This window comes from Fictibacillus sp. 7GRE50, assembly GCF_015903875.1.
Taxonomy (GTDB): domain Bacteria; phylum Bacillota; class Bacilli; order Bacillales; family Fictibacillaceae; genus Fictibacillus; species Fictibacillus phosphorivorans.
Genome location: NZ_JACZDW010000003.1, coordinates 555,675 through 579,013, shown reverse-complemented (window position 1 = coordinate 579,013; position 23,339 = coordinate 555,675). Strand labels below are relative to the sequence as shown.

Sequence of the window (23,339 nt, the reverse complement as noted above, 5' to 3'; positions counted from 1 at the left end):
AGGTTGGTGTCCCCTACCACGGCTAGTAATAGTTAGTATGCAACTTATAATTAATAATAACTGTTAAGTCTATCGGACTTTTACCAAAAGCCAAAAGTAGACTACAAGCCAGTTTTATCATTTCCTAATGAAATGGTACAACTGGCTATTTTTGTGGAAAAAAAAGGAGGAAGAAAAATGAGCGTAACTAAAGAAAGTGAGAAAACATTTGTAGGAACATACGGTACTTTTAAGGTAAATAGTCATCCGGATCATCAACGACTATATCATCTTGTCATTGAAAAAGAATCATTATTAGCTTTTTTGACTGAAAATCAACTAGTGAATGCACAACAATTAGAGTACGTTCCTTATATGAGACTCGTATTATCGCAATCATTGGAAAGACACTTAGGTAGTTCATTTTCTGATACCGTTCGTTCCATATTACACGATCGGAATACAGGTGGTTTTACAGTCGGAATGCAAGGGTTAACTCAAAATTATGATGAGTATATTAAATTTTCAACTGCTTTATCTCACTTGATCGGAGGGGTAAACTTTGATGCGATGTCAGGAACCTACTACGCTAGATTTACAGTTAAAGATACAGACGAAAGTGATTCCTACTTAAGGCAAGCATATCGACGTTTTACTCTTCATACAGATGGAACGTTCGTAGATGAACCTACAGATTGGCTTCTAATGATGAAGTTTGCGGAAGAAAATGCGAAAGGTGGAGAGTCTCGGGTTTTACATTTAGATGATTGGGAAGAATTAGACCACTTTTCCCGCCACCCATTAGCAACTTGTCGTATTGAATATAAGGCACCGGCTAGTAAAAATGTTGCAAAAAATGTTTATAATGAAACATTTTTTGAACATAACGGCAAACCATGTATCTGTTTTATTGACCAATTTGCTCATCCAACAACGATGGATCAAGCCGTTTACTTAAAAAATCTTTCTGAGTCTATGGAGAACAGCAAGTACACCATCGACCTCCCTCTCCCTGTTGGAGACCTTGTTATGGTGAACAATACTTTCTGGCTGCATGGCAGAGCTGCATTCGCAAAGAATCCTGAGCTTCATCGTGAATTATTAAGACAAAGAGGTTATTTTGCTAGAGTGTAACAACTACGAACATATCCGGAGGGAAATATGGAAGATATCGTAATTATAGGGGGAGGAATTGTTGGATTATCCACTGCGTACTCATTAAGCAAGAGATTTCCACACGCTCGTCTTAGCGTATTAGAAAAGGAAGATTCATGGTCAAAACATCAGACAGGAAATAACAGCGGTGTAATCCACTCAGGCATTTACTATAAACCAGGAAGTTTAAAAGCTAAGTTTGCAAAAGAAGGAAATAAAGAAATGATAGACTTTTGTCAAAAGTACAATGTGAACTATGAACAATGCGGCAAAGTTATAGTGGCAACGAAACAAGATGAATTGCCGCATATTAAAAATTTGTATCAAAGAGGCATTGCAAACGAGCTTGAGCTATCAATGATTGGTCCAGAACAAATAAAAGAAGAGGAACCATTTGTTCATGGGATACAGGCAGTTAAGGTACCTTCAGCTGGCATTGTAGACTATAAACAGGTATGTTTGACTCTTGTTTCCATTTTAGAAAAGCATGGAGTTGAACTGCTTTTAAATACTGAAGTAAAAAAGATTATTGAAAAAAACGAGCAAGTAGATATTGTCACAAATCAAAAGGATTTCACTGCTAAATATATTGTGAACTGTGGCGGACTACACAGTGATCGGCTTGCTAAAATGACGGGTTTATCACCAGATCTAAAAATAATCCCTTTTAGAGGAGAGTATTTCGAACTTAAACCAGATAAACAGTATTTAGTGAAAAATTTAATATATCCTGTTCCGAATCCAGAGTTTCCTTTTTTAGGTGTGCATTTTACTAGAATGATAAATGGTGGCGTTGAGGCTGGTCCGAATGCCGTTTTAGGATTAAAAAGGGAAGGCTATTTAAAACGTGATATTAACTTTAAAGATGCAACGGAAATCATGCTATATTCAGGTTTTTGGAAGATGGCACGTAAATATTGGAAAGAAGGAACGGTAGAAATTTGGCGATCTTTAAGCAAGAAAGCCTTTGTAAAGAGCCTTCAAGAGCTCGTACCAGACATTCAAGAAAGTGATATTATACCTTCACCATCTGGTGTTAGAGCACAAGCTTTGCGATCTGACGGCTCATTAGTCGATGATTTCTTCATTGAACAGAGTAAACGAAGTATTAATGTGTGTAATGCACCTTCTCCAGCAGCTACTGCATGTTTTCCAATCGGAAGAGAAATTGCTAAAAGAGTGCCTGAATTAGAGTATAAACTTTTTGCTGCAAGATAGTTTGGAATGTAAAGAGAAGAGAGTGTAAAAACAATTGTTTTTATGCTCTTTTTTTATGTGTAAGTCGTTGATGAAAATAATAGAAAGAGGGGAAAGAATAGTATATATGGATTTTTTATTTTAGGAGGAACTTATTATGGTTAAGACTAGAGGTATAGTATTGGTTACAGGTGCAGCCGAGGGAATTGGAAAACAGATAGCAATTGATTTTGCCAAAGCAGGATGGAAGGTCTCGCTAATTGATTACAATAAAAATGAGCTTGAAACTACATTTTCTGAAGTCCGTCAAATTCAAGCAGATAGCATCTTTATTACATGCGATGTAAAAAATCCAGAGGAAATTATTAAGGCAGTATCAGAAACACATGATAGATTAGGCGGTCTGAACTGTGTTATCAACAACGCTGGTATTTCAAAATGGAAATCGCCATATGAATTAACAATAGATGAATGGGATGACATTTTAAACACGAACTTGCGAAGTGTTTTTCTTTTTTCTAGAGAAGCGGCTAAGTACATGTCCCAGTCTGGAGGAGGTTCTATCATCAATATGGCTTCCACTCGTGCGGTAATGTCTGAGCCTCATTCCGAAGCATATGCGGCAACTAAAGGTGGAATTGTTGCTTTAACTCACGCCTTGGCTGCATCGTTCTCTGAAGATTTTATTACCGTGAATTCTATTAGTCCTGGTTGGATACATACAGGAGATTATAAAGAGCTGCGTGAAGTTGATCACGATCAGCATCTCTCAAAAAGAGTGGGTATGCCAGCTGATATTTCAAGGGCATGCTTATTTTTAGCGCAGTCTGACAATAATTTTATTACCGGGGAAAATATTACGATCGATGGCGGGATGACTAGAAAAATGATCTATGAACATTAATGTTTCCTATAGGGAAAAAGATTGCTCTAGACCCACCCCCAATCCATTCTTTATGATGTAAAAGGTATTATTTAACGAAGGAGAATAGAGAATGCAATCTGATCAGCAAAAAAGAGTGGAACGCGGTGTTTATCTTAGTCTAGGAGCATATATTTTTCTATCAATAGTTAAACTTGTGTCAGGTATTTTTTATAATTCCGATGCATTAGTTGCTGACGGATTAAACAATGCTACTGACATTATCGCTTCTATCGCAGTATTAATAGGATTGAAAATTTCAAGGAAGCCAGCAGATGAGGATCATCCTTATGGACACTTGCGTGCAGAAACGATTGCATCGATGGTTGCTTCATTTATTATGGTAGTCATTGGTATTGAAGTATTGATTTCATCTATTAAAAAGATGTTTAACGGAGTGGAAACGGAGCCTTCACTTACGGCGGCCTTGATCGCTCTGTTCGGTGCAGCTGTGATGTTGATCGTTTATTTGTATAATATAAAAGTTGCAAAAGAAACAGACAGCCAAGGGCTGAAAGCAGCCGCTCTTGATAACCGTTCAGACGCATTTGTCAGTATTGGAGCAGCAGTCGGAATTCTTGGCGCACAGATCGGCTTACCGTGGCTAGATCCAGCAGCAGCAGTTCTTGTTGGTCTGATCATCATTAAGACAGGTTGGGAGATTTTCACTGAAACCTCCCATAACCTTTCAGATGGCTTTGATTATGAAGAAGGCAAGGAAATGGAACACAAGATTTTAGATGTTGAAGGTGTAGAGAACGTGGGAGACCTGAAAGCTCGTAAACACGGTAACCGAGCTATTATCGATGTAACGATTAAAGTTGATCCTTCCCTTAATGTAGTGGAAAGTCACGAGATCACAGAAAAGATAGAAGACACGATTAAAGAAGCTTATAATGTCGAGAGTATACAAGTTCACGTTGAACCAGAGGACGGAAAGAACAAAGATAATTCATTAAAGTGAAGAGGGCTGAATGAATTCTATCCGATTTCCGAAGGGATCTCGTATCGTAAAGCGTGAAAATCCAGGAAACGGCAGTTCTTGTTGTATCGGTACTTGATGAAGAGCCAAATGATCTTTGAAACTTGTGAGGTCATCGACTAAAAAGGCCGGGTGATGTTTACCTTTGTAAACCTGATCTTCCACTCCGATGTGTAGTTGTTGATGACCGAATTGGAACCACATCCCACCATTTTTTCGAAGAGCATCTGGTTTTGGAATTTCTTCAAGTTGCAGGATTCCTTTATAAAAAGCTCGTGCTTCATCTTCCTTTTCTCGTGGAATACATATTTGGACATGATGGATACCTGTTATTTTCATGGTTTATTACCTCCATTGAATAATTAATTGAATAATTAGCAGAACAGTTACAGTCCTCATAAGGATTGTAACTTGTTTTGTTTTTAAATGAGGTGCAAGTTTTACCGCAGCTTGAGCACCGCATATACTTCCAATCGTAAGCGGTATAGCCACACTCCACATATAATGTCCTGCCCATAAATAAGTGAATACAGCCCCTGTACAGCTTAAGAACGTATTGAATCGTGTAAATGAGACGGTGCGAATATAGGAAAAGCCGTTTCGCATAAAAAGCTGCATCTGCAAGGTACCTTGACCTGGACCGAATAAGCCGTCATATGCCCCGATGCCAAAAAGGTATGGATACTTACTCGGAGGGAGCTGTTTGATCTCATCATTTGGATCTTTTTCTCTTTTTGTTTTTAGAAAAGTTAAGAAGAGTGCAGACGTGAGTAAGAAAAGTGCGATGATGGTTAAATTCTCTCTAGAGATTAAGGAAGCAGTCAAGCCACCTGCAATTCCTCCTAGTAGACTGATAACACCAGAAATGATGTAAGGGGTAAGCTTTGTATCATTTTTTCGTAAGAGAACAAAAAAGCTTGAAAAAGAACTGAACATATTGGCAAATTTATTCGCTGCAATCGCAGAGTGGACTGGAACACCTAACAATAACATGATAGGAAAATTGATCATGCCGCCACTTCCAGAAAGAGTGCCGATAAAAGTCGCTACAAACCCAACGAATATTAGGATATACAGTGTTTTCACATCCCTTCATTTTCCCTTTACATATCTATCCTATGTTAAGGTATACTTAAAATAAATTACATAAAATAGATATTTTTCAATAAGTAAAACTTATCATAGTAAAAGAAGGAGAAATGATGCAGTTATCTGAATTTCGTATTTTAAAAGTTCTTGCTGAAGAATTAAACATGAGAAAAGCATCTGAGCGGCTTTATGTATCTCAACCAGCTCTTAGTCAGCGACTTCAAACGATTGAAAATAATTGGGGAACCATCATTTTCATTCGTTCTCAAAAAGGATTGAATTTAACGCCCTCTGGAGAAAAGATTCTTGCTTTTGTAACGGAAGTTCTTCAAAAAGAAGAACTTGTAAAAGAAGAACTTCAATCTCTTTCAGAGCATGTTCACGGCACATTAAAGCTTGCGGTTGCCTCAATCATAGGTCAATATTGGTTGCCCCATGTGTTAAAGGAGTATGTAAATCTATACCCTCATGTAAATATATCACTTATTACGGGTTGGAGTTCTGAAATCATTAAACACCTTTATGAAGATAAGATCCATCTTGGCATTGTAAGAGGAAATCCAGAGTGGAGAGGCAGTAAAGAGCATATTTTGTCAGATCATTTATACTTAGTAGATACGACGATTTCATCCATTGACGAGCTTTCAGATACGACTAAACCATTTATTCAATTCAAGAGCCATTCAACTTATTATCAAGAAATACAAGATTGGTGGCACACTCATTTTAAAACAACACCGCAAAAGACGATTGTTGTTGACCAGATTGAAACGTGTAAGCAGATGGCGCTAAATGGAATTGGTTATGCGATTCTCCCATCGATCAGTCTTCGACCAGAGGATGATATGTTTAAGATTCCATTAACAGATAAAAAGGGTAATGCCATTAAACGAGATACTTGGCTCATTCATCACGGTACGGGATCGGAGCTAAAACAAGTGAATGTGTTTATGGATTTGATTCGAAAACTAACCAATGAATAACGTTTGAATCTTTCTATATTTAGTGGTTTAATACAATACAGAATGACTTTTAAGGAGGAACTACCAAACATGAAAATGATGGATGCAAACGAAATTATCTCATTTATCCAAAATGCAACAAAATCTACACCCGTAAAAGTTTACGTAAAAGGAAATCTTGAAAATATCGAATTCGGACAAGATACGAAAGTGTTCCCTTCAGGCAACACGGCTGTTTTATTCGGCGAGTGGAAAGATATTGAAGCTGCGTTAAAAGCAAATGAAAGCAACATTGAAGACTTCGTGATCGAAAATGATCGTCGTAATTCGGCGATTCCATTGTTAGATATGAAAAACATTAAAGCTCGTATTGAACCAGGTGCCATCATTCGTGACCAAGTCGAGATCGGTGACAATGCTGTAATCATGATGGGTGCTTCCATTAACATCGGAGCAGTAATCGGTGAAGGAACGATGATCGACATGAACGTTGTACTTGGTGGACGAGCTACTGTAGGAAAGAACTGCCACATCGGTGCAGGAACTGTTCTTGCAGGTGTAATCGAACCACCTTCAGCAAAACCAGTAGTTGTAGAAGACGATGTAGTCATTGGAGCGAACGTAGTTGTTCTTGAAGGCGTTACGGTAGGTAAGGGCGCAGTTGTAGCTGCAGGTGCCATTGTGATCGAAGACGTAGAACCATACACAGTGGTTGGTGGAACTCCAGCTCGCGTATTAAAAAAGATCGACGAAAAAACAAAATCAAAAACAGAAATCAGACAAGAGCTACGTCAGTTAAACGACTAATTTTTAGTGTAGGGGATGAGAGAAGATGAAATCATTGCTTGAGATAAGAAAAGACTTGCACCGTATACCGGAGCCAGGATTTTTAGAGTTTAAAACGCAGAGATATATCCTTGATCTCATCTCCACTTTTCCTCAGGACCATTTAGAAATTCATACATGGGAAACAGGCATATTTGTAAAAGTAATCGGAAGAAATGCATCTAAAACGATAGCTTATCGAACAGATATGGATGGTCTACCTATCAGTGAAGAAACTGGCTATGAATTTTCCTCTCTTCACGAAGGAATGATGCATGCCTGCGGTCATGATGTTCATATGACGATCGCTTTAGGGCTAGTGGCACATTTTGCGGAGAACCCAATAGATGATCATCTGTTATTTATCTTTCAGCCTGCTGAAGAAGGACCAGGGGGAGCTCTCCCAATGCGAGAGAGTGAGCTGTTTAAGCAGTTAAAACCTGACATGATCACAGCACTTCACATAGCTCCGGAATATCCGGTCGGCACGATCGCTGTAAAAGAAGGATTATTATTTGCTAATACTTCTGAACTTTTTGTTGATCTGATCGGAAAAGGCGGCCATGCTGCTTATCCGCATTTAAGTAATGACATGGTAGTCGCAGCAAGCCATCTTGTTACACAGTTGCAGTCGATCATCTCACGTAATATTGATCCACTGGATTCAGCTGTTGTAACGATCGGTAAGATCACTGGTGGAACGAAGCAAAATATCATTGCAGAAAAAGCAAGACTCGAAGGCACTATTCGAACGTTATCTCCAGAAGCGATGGATAAGGTTAAAAAGAGAATTGAAGCACTCGTTAAAGGTATTTCAGGCAGTTTTGAATGTGAGACTGCAATAGATTACGGTTCAAACTATCGTCAAGTTGATAATGAACCTATTCTAACTAGAGAATTCATGGAATTTGCAAAACAGCAAGAAACTGTGAATGTTATTGAATGTAAAGAAGCTATGACCGGGGAAGACTATGGATATTTTTTAGAAAAAATCCCTGGTTTCATGTTCTGGCTAGGGGTTGATACCCAATATGGTCTTCACCATTCAAAGTTAAAACCGCAAGCAGAAGCCATTCAGCATGCGGTAGATCTATTAGTTCAATATTTCCACTTTAAAGGGAATAGAATGTAGGGAAACGGCCAATCGGCCGTTTTTTCTTGCTCATTTCCCTAATTTCAGTCTCCTAATCACACTCAATTCACGAATTTTTCCCTCCAATCCAGAAATTTTAACCGTCAATCCAAAAGTTTTAATACGCAATCCACAAGTTTCGGGACTCAATCCAAAAGTTTTTATGATTTATCCGCGAGTCGACACTTTACGCCATATATCTACATGCGTGTCTCAACAGAAACACTTCATTTCTGCATTACATATTCCCATTATGAGTTGGAAACATTAAGAAAGGTAAGGAGGTGGGAATATGGCTAGAATTGGTGTAGAACAATCATTATCAAACGTCTCAGATGCATTGCGATCAAAGGGACATGATGTTGTAGAACTTCGACAAGAGCAAGACGCTAACGGCTGTGATTGCTGTGTAATTTCCGGACAGGATCAGAACATTATGGGCATTCAAAATGCAGAAACACAAGGATCTGTATTGAACGCTCATGGTATGTCAGCAGATGAAGTATGTCAGGCTGTTGAGAGCAGATTACAATCATAACACTCCTGGGGACAGCCATGCTGCCCCTTTATTTCTGTTTAACGCACGTTTTAACAGGGAATTAATTGACCAATCATAAAAAATATGTTGTTTAGCAGCAGATGGGGAGGTCCATATGCCAATCTTTAATGTAATCATGATTATTTTACTTATCGTCTTAACCGCATTTTTTGTAGTAACTGAATTTGCCATTGTTAAAGTACGTAGGACGCGAATAGACCATTTAGCTTCCGAAGGTAATAGTAAAGCGATCGCTGCACAAAAAGTTATCGGTAATCTTGATGGCTATTTGTCAGCTTGTCAGTTAGGGATAACCATTACAGCACTAGGACTAGGTTGGTTGGGTGAGCCGACTGTTGAGATTTTTTTACGACCATTGTTTGAAAATGCAGGATTGAATGAAGGACTAACGCATACGCTCTCATTTTCAATCGCTTTCTTCTTAATTACATTCTTGCACGTCGTACTAGGCGAATTAGCACCTAAAACAGTCGCGATTCAAAAAGCTGAAATGGTCTCGTTGGCTACAGCAAAACCAATAATCCTATTTTATAAGGTCATGTATCCTTTTATCTTCTTACTAAATGGTTCAGCGAATCTTTTAACACGAGTCTTCGGTATAAGTCCAGCTAGTGAACATGAGGTCGTACATACGGAAGAAGAGTTACGTCTTATCCTTTCAGAAAGTTTACAAGGTGGAGAGATCAATCAATCCGAATACCGGTATGTGAACAGAATTTTTGAATTTGATGACCGTGTAGCGAAAGAGATTATGATACCGCGAACTGAAATGGTCTGTTTATTCTTAGAGAATAGTTGTGAACAGAACATGGCGATCATGCGTGAAGAAAAGTTCACGAGATATCCTGTTGGCCATGATGATAAGGATCATATCGTTGGTATTGTAAACATTAAGGAATTTTTCAATGAAAATTTCAGCAAAGAAAATTTTGATTTAAATGATTATATTCGCCCTATCATTACGGTCCATGAATCAATACCGATCCAAAAGCTCTTGGTCAAAATGCAAAAAGATCAGACTCATATGGCGGTGCTCGTAGACGAGTATGGTGGGACTGCAGGAATTGTAACGGTTGAAGATATATTGGAAGAGATCGTCGGGGAAATTAGAGATGAATTTGATATTGATGAAGAACCAGAGATTCAACAAGTTGATCAAAATCAAACGGTAGTGGATGGAAAAGTGCTCATTTCACAAATCAATGAACTATTCGCACTGGATATTGATAATAGTGAAATCGATACAATTGGAGGTTGGGTTCTAACAAGATCAGTTGATTTAGAAACTCATCACTCGTTTAATTATGAAAGTTATCGCTTTACGATTTTGGAGCTGGATGGCAGACAGATAAAAAAAATCGGAATTGAAAAAATATTAGAAGATAAAAATACTGATACAAATAAAGACTCCTGAACGATGTTTCAGGAGTCTTTGCTTTTCCATTGTCCATTTTTTGTTTTTTCGTATTTGTGTTTTACTGCGCTCCATGCTACCTTGTGTGCGGTTTCTTCTTCTTTATACTCTTGGAGTGCAGAATTAAAAGCCTCTTTATAGATTTCCTGACCGTGGTGGGGGAGATGATCTCTTACTCCCTCAGGTAGATCTTTAAGCGAATCATACGGCATATTTATCCCTCCTATACGATAAAGCGTTCCCGTGGAATCCTCAATGTAAACTCTTTATTGAGAATGAAAAGCATCTGAAATGAGCGGATAATTTCACATTTATAGTTTAAGTTGCTATGATTAAGGAGAAATTAAGTCGTGGGAATACCTTTCCTTATTTAAATTAATTATTATTTAACATTGACTAAAAATAAGGACTGTACTATAATTACCCATGTAAATAAAACAGTTTTTTTGGAGGGATTTTCACCTATGGCAGAACGTATGGTAGCAAAACAAGCACCTAGATTTGAAATGGATGCAGTATTACCAAACAAAGAATTTGGAAAAGTTAGCTTAGAAGAAAACATGAAGAATGACAAGTGGACTGTTCTTTTCTTCTATCCAATGGACTTCACTTTCGTTTGTCCTACAGAAATTACATCACTTAGCGACCGTTTTGACGAGTTCGAAGATTTAGATGCTGATGTAATTGGTGTTTCTACAGACACAATCCACACTCACAAAGCTTGGATCAACACACCACGTGACATGAACGGTCTTGGTGAGTTAAAATACTCTCTAGCAGCTGATACAAACCACACTGTAGCTCGTGATTATGGTGTTCTAATCGAAGAAGAAGGTATTGCTCTTCGCGGTTTATTCATCATCTCTCCAGAGGGTGAATTAATGTACTCTGTTGTTAACCATAACAACATTGGCCGTGATGTTGATGAAACATTACGTGTACTTCAAGCACTTCAAACAGGTGGACTTTGCCCAGCAAACTGGAAGCCTGGTCAAAAGACTCTTTAATCGTCAAATCGTGTATATTTCATAACCCAAGACGTTGTTCTTGGGTTATTTTTATAATTAATAATGAAAACGTGAACATATTCTGTATTTTTTACATAAGAGGTAGTAGTTAGATATTGATTTGTAAATAATGTGGTAAAATAAGGCTATACCGCGAAAGATTGGAGTGAGGGACTGTGAAAAAGCAATATGCTGTAATCGGACTAGGTCGTTTTGGCGGTAGTATGTGTAAAGCATTGGCCGATCAAGGAATGGAAGTTCTTGCGATTGATATTGATGAAGATCGAGTGAATGAGTTTTCAAACGTTGTGACGCACGCTGTAATTGCAGATTCTACAGATGAAGGGGTATTGAAAAGTCTTGGGATACGGAATTTTCAGCATGTAGTGGTCGCGATTGGTGACAATCTTCAGTCGTCCATTCTTACAACACTCATTTTAAAAGAGATGGGTGTAGAAAAGATTACGGTTAAAGCTCAAAATGATTACCATGAAAAGGTGTTAAGAAAGATCGGAGCAGATAAAATTATTCACCCTGAGCGAGACATGGGTGTTAGAATTGCTCATCAAATCGTATCAAACAACGTTCTTGATTATTTAGAGCTATCCGACGAACATAGCATCGTTGAATTAGTAGCAAGTAAGAAGATGAACAATAAATCTTTGATACAGTTAGACATTCGGGCAAAGTATGGCTGTAACGTTGTAGCTGTTAAAAGAGGAAAAGACATCTTCGTTTCTCCACAAGCTGATCAAAACATTCACCAAGGAGATGTATTGATTGTAATCGGTGGAGATAAGGACATCAACCGCTTAGAAAAACAAATGGCTAATGAAGAATAAAAAAACCGTTACCCTTGAATAGGGAACGGTTTTTATTATGAAACTAAATTTCCATGATGATAGGAAGGATCATTGGACGTCTTTTTGTTTTTTCATATAAGAAAGGAGCCAACGTATCTGTGATTTCATTCTTGATCTCAGACCACTGTGTGGTTCTTTTCTCGTTCATGATCGTTTCTAAATGTTTGCTAAGAAGACTTTGAGCATCGTGAATCAAGTCTCCAGACTCACGCATATAAACAAAACCTCGTGAAATGATATCAGGTCCTGCTTCTATTCTAAACTCTTTCATGTCCATGCTTACGACAACAACTACAAGGCCTTCTTCTGAGAGAATTTTTCGGTCTCGAAGTACGATGTTCCCGATATCACCAATTCCACTTCCATCTACATAGACGGAACCTGAAGGGATCTTACCAGCCACCATAGCCTCATTTTGTGAAAGAGCTAAAACTTCGCCATTATCCATTACAAATGAATTCTGAGATGGAACATCACAATCAGAAGCAAGCTTCGTGTGCATCTTAAGCATTCTATATTCACCATGAATCGGCATAAAGAATTTAGGCTTCATAAGACGTAACATAAGCTTTTGTTCTTGTTGTCCGCCATGACCGGAAGTATGGATATCGTTTAATGACCCATGAATCACTTCTGCACCTGCACGGAACAACTGGTTGATCGTTTTACTGACACTAAGAGCATTTCCTGGGATAGGTGAGGATGAGAAGACAACCGTGTCTCCAGGAATTATTTGTATCTGTCTATGAGTTCCGTTAGCAATTCTTGAGAGAGCAGCCATTGGTTCACCTTGGCTTCCTGTACATAGAATCGTAACTTGATTATCAGGCAAACGATTGATCTGATTTGCATCAACAAACGTATTCTTAGGTGCTTTAATAAATCCAAGCTCTTGTCCAACGGTTATCGCAGAATCCATACTACGTCCAAACACAGCAATTTTTCTATTGTTTGCAACAGAAGCTTCAACGACTTGCTGCAATCTATGAATGTTCGAAGCGAATGTAGCGAAGATCACTCGGCCTTCCATTTTTCTGAAGATGTCTTGTATGCTTTCTCCAACACGTCTCTCAGAAAGAGTGAACCCAGGAACTTCACTGTTTGTTGAATCAGAAAGTAAGCAGAGTACACCTTCTTTTCCGATCTCAGCCATTTTTGTTAAGTTAGCAGGTTCACCAACAGGCGTGAAATCAAACTTAAAGTCACCTGTATGAACGATGTTACCAGGTGGTGTTTTCACTACCAATCCATATGAATCTGGAATACTGTGAGTCGTTCTGAAGAAACTTACAGATGTTTTACGGAATTTAATCACATCGTCCTCAGTGATTTCATGTAATTGTGCACGACGAAGCAAACCGTGTTCTTCTAGTTTGTTCTTGATCAGAGCAAGTGCGAGTTTACCACCATAGATAGGGATGTTCACTTGTCTTAAAAGATAAGGAATACCGCCAATATGATCTTCGTGTCCATGTGTGATAAATAGCCCTTTGATCTTTTCTTCGTTCTTAACAAGATACGTGTAATCTGGTATTACGTAATCAATTCCTAGGAGTTCATCTTCTGGAAATTTAATTCCTGCATCAATAAGGATGATCTCATCTTGAAACTGAACGGCATACGTATTTTTACCGATTTCTCCTAGACCGCCAAGTGCGAAAACAGCGGCTTGATGATTTTTTACAAATTTCATAAATTATACATTCTCCAATTCCAATGAATTCGTGTCTTTTTCATACTCAAGAAATTTACCGTTAATTTCTTGTATGTATTCAATGTTGTATTTGCGGTCAGCGAGTTTTTTACGTACGTCGTTGATCGTTTCTGCTTCTACATATACTGTTTGAGTGTGTTCACGAACAGGAACCTCTGTTAAGCTAGTTTGAAAAAATACTTTATAAATCATATTTCATGTCTCCTTACCGGTCTGTAGTTTTTGAGTTTCTTCGTCCTATTATAAAGGAAAGTGACATGTTTTTCATGTTTTTTCATAATGCTTCATTGGAAAACCACAAAAATATAAAAATAATAACTGTTAAGCTATAGGTATTATCCTTTATAATTACTTTAGTTAAGAGAGAAACTTAACCTAGTTAAGAATTAATTTCCCGTTATTATTTTGTTGTCTTACCCATTTCCTAAGTCTTTTTAATAAGCGCGTTCTCATCTTCATTTATTGCCCTCCATGCCAATTTTTATTACTAGTATGTGTATTTGAATCGATATTGCTAGAGGGAAATTGTTACAATTCTTTATTTGCGGTGTTTATATGAACGGGGGTGAACAAATGAAGCTATATTCAGCGCTTTTTGTTTTAAGTTTAATATGGGGAATGTCTTTCTTATTTATAAAAGTCCTGCTCGGTGTATTCGATCCTTGGCAAATTGTATTTATTCGCTGTTTGTTAGGAATAATGATGATCGTTCCGTTGTTCATGATAAGCAGGCAGACAGTGAACTGGAAAACACTTCCTTTGAAGAAGTTACTTTTCGTAGGTTTCTTGAACGCTGGTCTTCCTTGGGGGCTTATTGCTTGGAGCGAAACCTTCCTAGATAGCGGGTACACCGCTATATTAAATGCTACTACACCGATCTGGACGTCAATAATGGGCGTATTCTTTTTTTCCATTACATTGCGGTGGAAACAATGGATTGGTGTAATAGTCGGTTTTGTTGGTATTCTATTGCTAATGGATGTTGATGCTCCTGGATTGACAAAGAGTCAGCTAGGTTTAGGGATTGTTTTAATGTTAATAGCTACGTGTTGTTATGGATACAGTTCACAGTACGCAAAAAAACATCTTCAAGAAACGACGGTTTGGATCACGGCCTCTTCTACACTTTTTGCAGGTATGCTTTTAAGTGCCATGATGATGTTATTCACGGATGGATGGCATTTACCTGAAGACTCCTTAAATTACTATTCTTTATTATCTATCGTCGGTCTTGGAGTCTTTGGTTCAGGTATTGCATACTTGCTTTATTATTATATGATATCTGCAGGTTCGGCAGAGTTTGCTACTCTTGTTACCTATTTAGTCCCAGTTTCAGCGGTTATATGGGGAAGCGTATTATTAGATGAAAAAATTCATCTCAGTGCATTTTGGGGCTTGCTGCTTATTTTTACCGGAGTCTATTTAACAGGCAAGAGGGGAAAGAAAAAGAAATCTTTACATCTTCAACATGACAGAACAGCCTAAAAGCATTCAATTGAAAATTGAGTGTTTTTTTTATTTCGTGTAGAATGTAAGCGTATACAACGTGAGGAGGAATCTGGTTGATTACATTCTTAGTTTCAATCGTGTTATTGGTCGTAGGTTATTTTACGTATGGAAAGTACGTTGAAAAAGTGTTTGGAGTAAAACAGAAAAGAAAGACTCCTGCATATGCGCAAGAAGATGGTATCGATTATGTCCCGATGGGTACAAAAACGAATTCTCTGATCCAGTTATTGAACATTGCCGGGGTGGGTCCTATTTTTGGTCCCATTATGGGTGCGCTATACGGTCCGGTTGCATTTCTTTGGATTGTACTTGGTGCCATATTTGCTGGAGCGGTTCACGATTATTTGACTGGCATGATATCCATTCGTAATAGAGGGGCACATTTACCACAACTAGCTGGTAAATTTTTAGGGAATGCGATGAGACATGTTGTAAATGGCTTTACTCTTTTACTCTTGTTGTTAGTAGGGACTGTTTTTGTTAGTGCTCCAGCAGCATTGATTCATGATCTTACTGGAGACTGGTTAAGCATAAGTCTCATCATTGGTTTGATCTTTGTTTATTATATTCTAGCTACACTCTTACCGATCGATAAGATAATAGGTCGTGTCTATCCGATCTTTGGTGCATTGCTTGTTATAAGTGCTATTGGAATAGGTGGGGGTCTAGTAGTTACAGGGGCACCGATCCCTGAACTCTCATTTGAAAATATGCATCCAGATAATGTTCCTATATTTCCGCTCTTATTCTTGACGATTTCTTGCGGAGCACTTTCAGGATTTCATGCTACCCAATCTCCTATTATTTCTCGCACGACTAAAAATGAAAAAGAAGGTAGAAAAATTTTTTATGGCATGATGATTGCAGAAGCTGTAATCGCGATGATCTGGGCAGCGGCTGCAATGAGTTTATTTGATGGAAAATCGTTATCTGGAATTATTGCAGAAGGTGGACCAGCTGCAGTTGTCAGTGAAGTGTCAGTAACGATGCTAGGAGCAATCGGAGGGACGCTTGCGGTAATCGGTGTCATCATTTTACCGATTACTTCGGGAGATACCTCTTTCCGAAGTGCTAGAATGATACTAGCTGATTACTTTAACATTGGTCAAAAGAAATTATCTTCGAGGCTTTGGATTGCTATACCAATGTTTGTTATTTCTTTTCTATTAACTAAGATTGATTTTACATTATTATGGCGTTATTTTTCTTGGGCGAACCAATCAACGGCAATGCTAGCTCTTTGGGTAGGAGCTATGTATTTGAAAAGATCGAAAAAAAATCATTGGATCGCTACACTGCCTGCAATTTTTATGACGATGGTGACTGTTACTTACATTTGTAATGCTCCAATAGGTCTTGGGCTGTCGAATGGAATATCCTACACGATTGCTACAATAACGACTGTATTTGTATCTATCTTATTCATTCGAAGTAAAACAAGCGATGAAGATGTAATGCTCGTTGATGATGATCGTGATGTAGCTTAATAAAATGTAGTAACTAATTCAGGTAGCAATTTATGCGTAAAAACAAAAAGCTCACTAAGTCGATCTTTCGACTTAGTGAGTTTTTTTAGTTAATCGTTATCTGATAACAACAGAATTTGCAGGAGGTTCAAATGGTTGTTTTTCATTGATTCGATCATAGAACATGATACCGTCTAAATGGTCAAGTTCATGTTGAAAGCAAATGCCAGGAAGCCCTTTTAACTTCAAGCTAACTTCTGAGCCGTCAGGTGTGAACCCTTTTACAGTAACCTTGGCATATCGAGGTACAAGTCCAGGCACATCTCTGTCTACAGACAAGCATCCTTCTCCTCCATCTAAATAAGTCATTTGAACCGAATGACTAATAATTTTCGGATTCAACAGTGCATAACTGTATAGATTTCCGTTTTCATCAGATACATGAAAAGCAAAAATTCGTTTTGAGATTCCGATTTGAGGTGCAGCAATCCCAATACCTGGTCTTAAATTGTATTTTGCCGCAAGTTCCGGATCTTGGCTGTTCTTTACAAATTCCAGGAGTTGATTAGCTGTTTTAATATCTTCATCTGAAAAAGGAAAAGGTACTTCGACTGCTTTTTCTCTAAGTGTTGGGTGACCTTCTCTTATAACATCTTTCATTGTTAACACAAGCAAAACCTCCGTGCCGATATACTTTTAAGTTAATTTAGTTTCCCCTTATCATAACATAGAGGATTTTTAATAAAAAAGAACGGGAATAAAATATTTTGCTTCATCTTCTATTTTACCCTTCGACTGTAAGCGTATCTATAAAAGCATACAATGACTGATACAGCAGTAAAATTATAATGAAACAGTTACGGGGATGAGAGTTGTAAACGTCATATGAACGAAGTAAAAAAGATGTGGCAACTATATGCAACCTATAGATTGACTGTGTATGAGCAGTGGTGTAAACTAATTTACGTGAAAAGGATTGTTGTGTTACTCTAGATATGTAAATTAGTAATACAGTTAGGATGCCGCAAGATGGTTTAGCTCTTTGATACAAGGGAAAACTTCAGTGGGTATACAAAGGCATACCTAAAAGCCTTTTAAAAATATAAACCTGTCTTAAAAATGTTTCACTTTGGGCAACCTATTAAATATGTGCATGTTTTTAAGATCAGGGAAAACTGACAGGGTAAAAGAAAGGAAGAGGTGACTTTTCATGACGAAAACAATTGATGCAGTTCAAGATCAATTTGAAACGTTCCAGATTCTTTCTGAAGATGGAGAAGTTGTTAACGAATCGGCAATGCCGAATTTGTCTGATGAAGATCTGCAAGAACTAATGCGCCGCATGGTTTACACACGAATTTGGGATCAGCGTGCTATCTCTCTAAACAGACAAGGGCGTCTTGGTTTCTATGCTCCAGTAGCAGGACAAGAAGCTTCCATGCTAGGAACTCATTATGCATTAGATAAAGAAGATTGGATTCTTCCAGGATACCGTGATATTCCACAAATGGTTTTCCACGGCTTCCCATTAACACAAGCATTCTTATGGTCTCGCGGACACTTCCAAGGTGGACAGATTCCTGAAGGTGTAAACGTATTGATGCCTCAAATCATCATCGGTGCTCAAATCATTCAAGCGGCTGGTGTTGGTTTCGGACTTAAGAAACAAGGTAAAAAGAACGTATGTATCACTTACACTGGTGACGGTGGAGCATCACAAGGTGACTTCTACGAAGGTTTAAACTTTGCAGGAGCATACCGTGCTAACACGATCTTCGTTGTTCAAAACAACCGTTTTGCAATCTCTGTTCCAGTTGAAAAGCAATCTGCAGCAAAAACGATCGCTCAAAAAGCAGTTGCAGCTGGTATTGAAGGGATTCAAGTTGATGGAATGGATGTTCTTGCCGTTTATGCAGCGACTCAACAAGCTCGTGAACGTGCAGTTTCTGGTGAAGGTCCTACATTAATTGAAACTCTTACTTATCGTTACGGACCACATACGATGGCAGGAGATGATCCTACTCGTTACCGTACAAAAGATCTTGATAACGAATGGGAAAAGAAAGATCCACTTGTTCGTTTCCGTAAGTTCTTAGAGAAGAAGAACCTTTGGTCTGAAGAACAAGAAAACAAAGTTGTAGAAGAAGCAAAAGAAGATATTAAAGCTGCGATCAAGAAAGCAGACGGAGCGCCTAAGCAAAAGGTTACTGACCTTATCGGCTTCATGTTTGAAGACCTTCCGTTCAACCTTCGTGAGCAGTTAGAAGAATACACAGCAAAGGAGTCGAAATAATATGGCTCAAATGACTATGATTCAAGCAATTACAGACGCTATGCGCAATGAATTGAAAAGCAATGAACAAGTTCTTGTTTTCGGTGAAGACGTTGGCCAAAACGGTGGGGTTTTCCGTGCTACTGAAGGACTTCAAAAAGAATTTGGAGAAGATCGCGTTTTTGATACTCCGCTAGCTGAGTCTGGAATTGGGGGACTTGCAATAGGTCTTGGGCTTACAGGTTTCCGTCCAGTAATGGAGATTCAGTTCTTTGGTTTTGTATTTGAAGTATTTGATTCAGTTGCTGCCCAAATGGGTCGTATGAGATACCGTTCAGGCGGAGTTTACACTTCTCCAGTAACAATCCGTTCACCATTTGGTGGAGGCGTTAAAACACCTGAACTTCATGCAGACAGCCTTGAAGGTTTAATGTACCAAACTCCTGGTATCAAAGTTGTTATTCCTTCAACTCCATATGACGCAAAAGGTCTATTAATCTCTGCAATTCGTGATAATGATCCAGTAGTATATCTAGAGCATATGAAATTATACCGTTCTTTCCGTGGCGAAGTGCCAGAGGAAGAATACACGATCGAACTTGGAAAAGCAGATGTGAAACGTGAAGGTAAGGATGTTTCTATCATTACTTACGGTGCTATGGTTCACGCATCACTAAAAGCTGCTGAAGAATTAGAAAAAGAAGGTATCTCTGCTGAAGTGATTGACCTTCGTACAATCAGCCCGCTTGATATCGAAACAATCATGACTTCTGTTGAAAAAACAGGTCGAGCGATTGTTGTACAAGAAGCACAAAAACAAGCTGGTATTGGAGCGTTCGTTGTAGCTGAAATCAACGACCGTGCAATCCTTCACTTAGAAGCACCTGTACTGCGTGTTACTGCACCAGACACAGTGTTCCCATATGCTTCTGCAGAAGATGTTTGGATTCCAGATCATCGTGATATTGTAGACAAAGCAAAGAAAGTCTACAATTTCTAAAAAAATGAATGTTAGCTGAAAGAGACGTCTGTATTAGACTGTTTCTTTCAGCTCTTTCACATCAATGACGAAAAAAGATTGTTATTAACTAGGAGGCGTTAATCGTGGCATTTGAATTTAAGCTTCCCGATATTGGAGAAGGAATTCACGAAGGTGAGATCGTAAAGTGGTTTGTAAAAGCAGGGGATGAAGTTAAAGAAGACGATATCCTGCTTGAAGTACAAAACGATAAAGCTGTAGTTGAAATTCCATCACCTGTAGACGGTAAAATTCTTGAACTAAAAGTAGACGAAGGAACAGTATCTGTTGTTGGTGATGTTCTGGTAACAATTGAAGCAGAAGGTGAAATTCCTGCTGATGCTCATGGTGGTGGCGAGGAAGCTCCAGAACAACCTAAAGCTGAAGAAGAAAAGAACGTAACTGCTGATCAAGCTAAAGAAGCTGACAAATCAGAAGCTAAAACAGATAAAACTGAAGATACAGCTAAAGAAGAACCAGCAGACGAATCTAAGCGTGTAATCGCAATGCCTTCTGTTCGTAAATATGCGCGTGAAAAAGAAGTAGATATTCGTAAAGTACAAGGTTCTGGAGATAACGGACGTGTACTTAAAGAAGACATCGATAAATTCGTAAGCGGCGGCGGAGCAGCTGAAGCAGCACCACAAGCTACTGAAACCGAAGCAGCTCCAAAAGCTGAAGCGAAGAAAGAAGCGCCTAAAGCAATTCCTGCTGGAGAAATGGAAACTCGTGAAAAGATCAAAGGTATTAGAAAAGCGATCTCAAAAGCGATGGTTAACTCCAAACATACAGCTCCGCATGTTACACTAATGGATGAAGTGGACGTTACTGATCTTGTTGCACACCGTAAGAAATTTAAGCAAGTTGCTGCAGACAAAGGCATCAAGCTTACTTATCTTCCATACGTGGTAAAAGCATTAACTTCTGCATTGCGTGAATACCCTGTGCTTAATGCATCTATCGACGATGCGAACGAAGAAATCGTATACAAGCACTATTACAACATCGGTATTGCGGCAGATACAGATAACGGACTAATGGTACCAGTTGTTAAAGATGCTGATCGTAAATCCATCTTCAAAATCTCTTCTGAAATCAATGAACTAGCTACTAAAGCACGTGATGGTAAGCTTTCTGGTGAAGAGATGAAGGGCGGATCTTGTACGATTACAAATATCGGTTCTGCAGGCGGTCAATGGTTCACTCCAGTAATCAACCACCCAGAAGTAGCGATCTTAGGTATCGGCCGTATTGCTGAAAAAGCAGTTGTTAAAGACGGAGAAGTAGTAGTAGCTCCTGTTTTAGCTTTATCTCTTAGCTTTGACCACCGTCTGATCGATGGTGCAACAGCTCAAAATGCATTGAATCACATTAAGCGTTTATTGAACGATCCACAACTATTAGTAATGGAGGCGTAATTCGATGGTAGTAGGAGATTTTCCAATTGAGTTAGACACACTTGTCATAGGTTCAGGTCCTGGGGGATATGTTGCAGCAATTCGTGCAGCACAATTAGGACAAAAAGTGGCTATTGCGGAAAAGGCAGAAATGGGCGGCGTTTGTTTGAACGTTGGTTGTATTCCATCAAAAGCTTTAATTAATGCAGGTCACCGTGTAGAACATGCTAATCACTCTGAAGATATGGGGATTACTGTTGATAACGTATCAGTAGATTTCAGCAAAGTTCAAGACTGGAAAGCAGGCATCGTTAAGAAGCTTACTGGCGGTGTAGAAGGGCTTCTAAAAGGAAATAAAGTTGAAATCATTCGTGGTGAAGCTTATTTCGTAAATGAAAACACTGTACGTATTATGGATGAGAAGAACTCTCAAACCTATACGTTTAAAAATGCGATCATCGCTACGGGTTCACGTCCTATTGAAATCCCAGGATTCAAATGGAGTGACCGTATTATCTCTTCTACAGGAGCTCTTGCTCTTAAAGAAATTCCTAAGAAGATGGTAGTTATCGGTGGTGGTTATATCGGTATGGAGCTTGGAACAGCTTATGCTAACTTCGGTACTGAAGTAACAATCCTTGAAGGTGGAAAACAAATCCTTCCAGGTTTCGAAAAGCAAATGAGTCAAGTCGTTTCTAAACGCTTAAAGAAAAAAGGCAATGTGGAAGTATTTACTGAAGCAATGGCAAAAGGCGTTGAAGAAACAAAAGACGGAGTTACTGTAACTGCTGAGATCAAAGGTGAATCTAAGACATTTGAAGCTGACTATGTTCTTGTTACTGTTGGACGTCGTCCAAACACTGAAGAACTAGGTCTTGAGCAAGTTGGTGTTGAAATGACTGAACGCGGTCTTATCAAAATCAATAAGAAAGCTCAAACAAGTGTTAACGGCATCTATGCAATCGGTGATGTCGTAGAAGGTCCAGCTCTTGCTCATAAGGCTTCTTATGAAGGTAAAGTAGCAGCAGAAGTGATTTCAGGACATGCGGCAGAAATTGATTACTTAGCGATTCCGGCTGTAGTATTCACAGACCCAGAACTAGCTTCTGTTGGTTATGATGAAAAATCAGCAAAAGAAGCAGGATACGAAGTGAAAGCTTCTAAATTCCCGTTTGCAGCAAATGGTCGTGCTCTATCTATGAACGAGACAGATGGTTTCATGAAACTAATCACTCGTAAAGAAGATGGACTTGTACTAGGAGCTCAAATTGCTGGTGGAAATGCATCTGATATGATCGCAGAATTAGGATTAGCAATCGAAGCAGGTATGACTGCTGAAGACATCGCTATGACTATTCACGCTCATCCGACTTTCGGAGAAATTTCTATGGAAGCAGCTGAAGTTGCGATTGGACTTCCTGTACACATTGTAAAATAAATAAGTGAAAACCCCTTGTGACTGTTTTTACAGCTCACAAGGGGTTTTTTTCTGTTCAATCATATATAAGTAAACGCATCATAATCTTTATTTAGAAGCACTTGTCTAAACAGATGAATGTAGACAGTGGTTTTTTCTAATTTGATTAAGCCCTATCAAAATAATTCATATCGTTAAAATGGAGGAAGCGATGAGAGTTTTATTATGCACTTTCATTCAGATTGTAATGTGGTGCGGTTATTCAATCGTACTGTTTCTCTCACATCATGACCATAATTTTTTTGAAACAATATTAATGTTGATGTTTGGGTATTTTAATTTTCTGGTAGCACAGCGTTTAAACATAAACAAATCAGTAGCTTTAAACATGACGATATCGTTAACTCTTATTTATGTTACAGGTAAAATGATGATTGGATAGCTCATAGATGCTTCCTAA

23 protein-coding genes are annotated in these 23,339 nt (G+C 38.5%); 17 read left to right on the top strand and 6 right to left on the bottom strand.

All coding sequences use genetic code 11. The features are described from left to right. Window positions 1-177: 177 nt before the first annotated feature. The 4 genes from glaH to IHV12_RS14115 all read left to right on the top strand — a co-directional run bounded on the left by glaH (window position 178) and on the right by IHV12_RS14115 (window position 4,217). Window positions 178-1,113, top strand: coding sequence for a glutarate dioxygenase GlaH (gene glaH, locus IHV12_RS14130; protein ID WP_197191229.1), 936 nt, complete (start codon window positions 178-180; stop codon window positions 1,111-1,113). Window positions 1,114-1,140: 27 nt separating this feature from the next. Next, window positions 1,141-2,352, top strand: a complete 1,212-nt coding sequence (gene lhgO, locus IHV12_RS14125) for an L-2-hydroxyglutarate oxidase (RefSeq protein ID WP_197191228.1) — start codon at window positions 1,141-1,143, stop codon at window positions 2,350-2,352. A 136-nt stretch (window positions 2,353-2,488) separates the two neighbouring features. Beyond that, window positions 2,489-3,235: an SDR family NAD(P)-dependent oxidoreductase gene (locus IHV12_RS14120; protein WP_197191227.1), complete on the top strand. Its 747-nt coding sequence runs from the start codon at window positions 2,489-2,491 to the stop codon at window positions 3,233-3,235. 91 nt (window positions 3,236-3,326) lie between these two features. Then, on the top strand, window positions 3,327-4,217 hold the full coding sequence (locus tag IHV12_RS14115; protein WP_197127589.1) for a cation diffusion facilitator family transporter: 891 nt from the start codon (window positions 3,327-3,329) through the stop codon (window positions 4,215-4,217). Here IHV12_RS14115 and IHV12_RS14110 read toward each other — a convergent pair. Together IHV12_RS14110 and IHV12_RS14105 are read right to left on the bottom strand one after the other, a co-directional pair. After that, the gene (locus IHV12_RS14110; RefSeq protein WP_197127590.1) at window positions 4,209-4,574 is read right to left on the bottom strand and encodes a VOC family protein; all 366 of its coding nucleotides are present in this window, start codon (window positions 4,572-4,574) and stop codon (window positions 4,209-4,211) included. The genes IHV12_RS14115 and IHV12_RS14110 overlap by 9 nt on opposite strands. A 6-nt stretch (window positions 4,575-4,580) precedes the next feature. After that, window positions 4,581-5,321 (bottom strand): sulfite exporter TauE/SafE family protein, encoded by a 741-nt coding sequence (locus IHV12_RS14105; RefSeq protein ID WP_197191226.1) that lies wholly within the window; start codon window positions 5,319-5,321, stop codon window positions 4,581-4,583. A 116-nt stretch (window positions 5,322-5,437) separates the two neighbouring features. Between IHV12_RS14105 and IHV12_RS14100 the strand changes: the two genes are divergently transcribed. From IHV12_RS14100 to IHV12_RS14080, 5 genes are all read left to right on the top strand, one after another. Then, window positions 5,438-6,307, top strand: coding sequence for a LysR family transcriptional regulator (locus IHV12_RS14100; RefSeq protein WP_197128204.1), 870 nt, complete (start codon window positions 5,438-5,440; stop codon window positions 6,305-6,307). A gap of 69 nt (window positions 6,308-6,376) precedes the next feature. Continuing rightward, entirely contained in the window at window positions 6,377-7,093 is a 717-nt protein-coding gene (gene dapD / locus IHV12_RS14095; RefSeq protein WP_197127592.1) for a 2,3,4,5-tetrahydropyridine-2,6-dicarboxylate N-acetyltransferase, read from the top strand. Between the two features lie 25 nt (window positions 7,094-7,118). After that, window positions 7,119-8,243 (top strand): N-acetyldiaminopimelate deacetylase, encoded by a 1,125-nt coding sequence (locus tag IHV12_RS14090; protein WP_197127593.1) that lies wholly within the window; start codon window positions 7,119-7,121, stop codon window positions 8,241-8,243. 292 nt (window positions 8,244-8,535) lie between these two features. Further along, on the top strand, window positions 8,536-8,781 hold the full coding sequence (locus tag IHV12_RS14085; RefSeq protein ID WP_197127594.1) for a YkuS family protein: 246 nt from the start codon (window positions 8,536-8,538) through the stop codon (window positions 8,779-8,781). A gap of 115 nt (window positions 8,782-8,896) precedes the next feature. Then, window positions 8,897-10,216 (top strand): hemolysin family protein, encoded by a 1,320-nt coding sequence (locus IHV12_RS14080; protein ID WP_197127595.1) that lies wholly within the window; start codon window positions 8,897-8,899, stop codon window positions 10,214-10,216. An 8-nt stretch (window positions 10,217-10,224) separates the two neighbouring features. Here IHV12_RS14080 and IHV12_RS14075 read toward each other — a convergent pair whose 3' ends face one another. Beyond that, window positions 10,225-10,428 carry a ChaB family protein gene (locus IHV12_RS14075; protein ID WP_197191225.1) on the bottom strand — a complete coding sequence of 68 codons (204 nt, stop codon included), beginning with the start codon at window positions 10,426-10,428 and terminating at the stop codon, window positions 10,225-10,227. A 252-nt stretch (window positions 10,429-10,680) separates the two neighbouring features. On the opposite strand from IHV12_RS14075, the gene IHV12_RS14070 reads away from it, so the two are divergent. Then, window positions 10,681-11,223 (top strand): peroxiredoxin, encoded by a 543-nt coding sequence (locus IHV12_RS14070; protein ID WP_066393264.1) that lies wholly within the window; start codon window positions 10,681-10,683, stop codon window positions 11,221-11,223. 176 nt (window positions 11,224-11,399) lie between these two features. Further along, entirely contained in the window at window positions 11,400-12,065 is a 666-nt protein-coding gene (locus IHV12_RS14065) for a potassium channel family protein (protein WP_197127597.1), read from the top strand. Window positions 12,066-12,108: 43 nt separating this feature from the next. Here IHV12_RS14065 and rnjA read toward each other — a convergent pair whose 3' ends face one another. Then, window positions 12,109-13,779, bottom strand: coding sequence for a ribonuclease J1 (rnjA, locus tag IHV12_RS14060; RefSeq protein WP_197191224.1), 1,671 nt, complete (start codon window positions 13,777-13,779; stop codon window positions 12,109-12,111). 3 nt (window positions 13,780-13,782) lie between these two features. Further along, complete coding sequence (locus tag IHV12_RS14055; RefSeq protein ID WP_197127599.1) at window positions 13,783-13,992, bottom strand: DNA-dependent RNA polymerase subunit epsilon; 210 nt, start codon at window positions 13,990-13,992, stop codon at window positions 13,783-13,785. A gap of 381 nt (window positions 13,993-14,373) precedes the next feature. Here IHV12_RS14055 and IHV12_RS14050 point away from each other — a divergent pair, with 381 nt between their 5' ends. Both IHV12_RS14050 and IHV12_RS14045 read left to right on the top strand, forming a co-directional pair. Further along, window positions 14,374-15,285 carry a DMT family transporter gene (locus IHV12_RS14050; RefSeq protein ID WP_197191223.1) on the top strand — a complete coding sequence of 304 codons (912 nt, stop codon included), beginning with the start codon at window positions 14,374-14,376 and terminating at the stop codon, window positions 15,283-15,285. A 77-nt stretch (window positions 15,286-15,362) separates the two neighbouring features. After that, complete coding sequence (locus tag IHV12_RS14045; RefSeq protein WP_197191222.1) at window positions 15,363-16,796, top strand: carbon starvation CstA family protein; 1,434 nt, start codon at window positions 15,363-15,365, stop codon at window positions 16,794-16,796. Window positions 16,797-16,892: 96 nt separating this feature from the next. On the opposite strand, the gene def is transcribed toward IHV12_RS14045, so the two are convergent. Continuing rightward, window positions 16,893-17,444: a peptide deformylase gene (def, locus tag IHV12_RS14040; RefSeq protein ID WP_197191221.1), complete on the bottom strand. Its 552-nt coding sequence runs from the start codon at window positions 17,442-17,444 to the stop codon at window positions 16,893-16,895. A gap of 541 nt (window positions 17,445-17,985) precedes the next feature. On the opposite strand from def, the gene pdhA reads away from it, so the two are divergent. From pdhA to lpdA, 4 genes are all read left to right on the top strand, one after another. Next, window positions 17,986-19,068 (top strand): pyruvate dehydrogenase (acetyl-transferring) E1 component subunit alpha, encoded by a 1,083-nt coding sequence (pdhA, locus tag IHV12_RS14035; protein ID WP_066393280.1) that lies wholly within the window; start codon window positions 17,986-17,988, stop codon window positions 19,066-19,068. Between the two features lies 1 nt (window position 19,069). Continuing rightward, the gene (locus IHV12_RS14030; protein WP_137789790.1) at window positions 19,070-20,047 is read left to right on the top strand and encodes an alpha-ketoacid dehydrogenase subunit beta; all 978 of its coding nucleotides are present in this window, start codon (window positions 19,070-19,072) and stop codon (window positions 20,045-20,047) included. 104 nt (window positions 20,048-20,151) lie between these two features. Continuing rightward, a complete protein-coding gene (locus IHV12_RS14025) occupies window positions 20,152-21,483 on the top strand; it encodes a dihydrolipoamide acetyltransferase family protein (RefSeq protein WP_197191220.1) in 1,332 nt (443 codons plus the stop codon). A 4-nt stretch (window positions 21,484-21,487) separates the two neighbouring features. Next, window positions 21,488-22,900, top strand: coding sequence for a dihydrolipoyl dehydrogenase (lpdA, locus tag IHV12_RS14020; RefSeq protein ID WP_197191219.1), 1,413 nt, complete (start codon window positions 21,488-21,490; stop codon window positions 22,898-22,900). The last annotated feature ends 439 nt before the right edge of the window (window positions 22,901-23,339 follow it).

Bases quoted from the DNA above. Each gene is read 5' to 3' on its own strand.
- dapD (WP_197127592.1), top strand. From the start codon at position 6,377: ATGAAAATGATGGATGCAAACGAAATTATCTCATTTATCCAAAATGCA.
- pdhA (WP_066393280.1), top strand. From the start codon at position 17,986: ATGACGAAAACAATTGATGCAGTTCAAGATCAATTTGAAACGTTCCAG.
- IHV12_RS14120 (WP_197191227.1), top strand. From the start codon at position 2,489: ATGGTTAAGACTAGAGGTATAGTATTGGTTACAGGTGCAGCCGAGGGA.
- lhgO (WP_197191228.1), top strand. From the start codon at position 1,141: ATGGAAGATATCGTAATTATAGGGGGAGGAATTGTTGGATTATCCACT.
- IHV12_RS14075 (WP_197191225.1), bottom strand. From the start codon at position 10,428: ATGCCGTATGATTCGCTTAAAGATCTACCTGAGGGAGTAAGAGATCAT.
- IHV12_RS14090 (WP_197127593.1), top strand. From the start codon at position 7,119: ATGAAATCATTGCTTGAGATAAGAAAAGACTTGCACCGTATACCGGAG.
- lpdA (WP_197191219.1), top strand. From the start codon at position 21,488: ATGGTAGTAGGAGATTTTCCAATTGAGTTAGACACACTTGTCATAGGT.
- IHV12_RS14070 (WP_066393264.1), top strand. From the start codon at position 10,681: ATGGCAGAACGTATGGTAGCAAAACAAGCACCTAGATTTGAAATGGAT.
- IHV12_RS14030 (WP_137789790.1), top strand. From the start codon at position 19,070: ATGGCTCAAATGACTATGATTCAAGCAATTACAGACGCTATGCGCAAT.
- glaH (WP_197191229.1), top strand. From the start codon at position 178: ATGAGCGTAACTAAAGAAAGTGAGAAAACATTTGTAGGAACATACGGT.
- IHV12_RS14080 (WP_197127595.1), top strand. From the start codon at position 8,897: ATGCCAATCTTTAATGTAATCATGATTATTTTACTTATCGTCTTAACC.
- IHV12_RS14110 (WP_197127590.1), bottom strand. From the start codon at position 4,574: ATGAAAATAACAGGTATCCATCATGTCCAAATATGTATTCCACGAGAA.
- rnjA (WP_197191224.1), bottom strand. From the start codon at position 13,779: ATGAAATTTGTAAAAAATCATCAAGCCGCTGTTTTCGCACTTGGCGGT.
- IHV12_RS14050 (WP_197191223.1), top strand. From the start codon at position 14,374: ATGAAGCTATATTCAGCGCTTTTTGTTTTAAGTTTAATATGGGGAATG.
- IHV12_RS14100 (WP_197128204.1), top strand. From the start codon at position 5,438: ATGCAGTTATCTGAATTTCGTATTTTAAAAGTTCTTGCTGAAGAATTA.
- IHV12_RS14055 (WP_197127599.1), bottom strand. From the start codon at position 13,992: ATGATTTATAAAGTATTTTTTCAAACTAGCTTAACAGAGGTTCCTGTT.
- IHV12_RS14085 (WP_197127594.1), top strand. From the start codon at position 8,536: ATGGCTAGAATTGGTGTAGAACAATCATTATCAAACGTCTCAGATGCA.
- IHV12_RS14115 (WP_197127589.1), top strand. From the start codon at position 3,327: ATGCAATCTGATCAGCAAAAAAGAGTGGAACGCGGTGTTTATCTTAGT.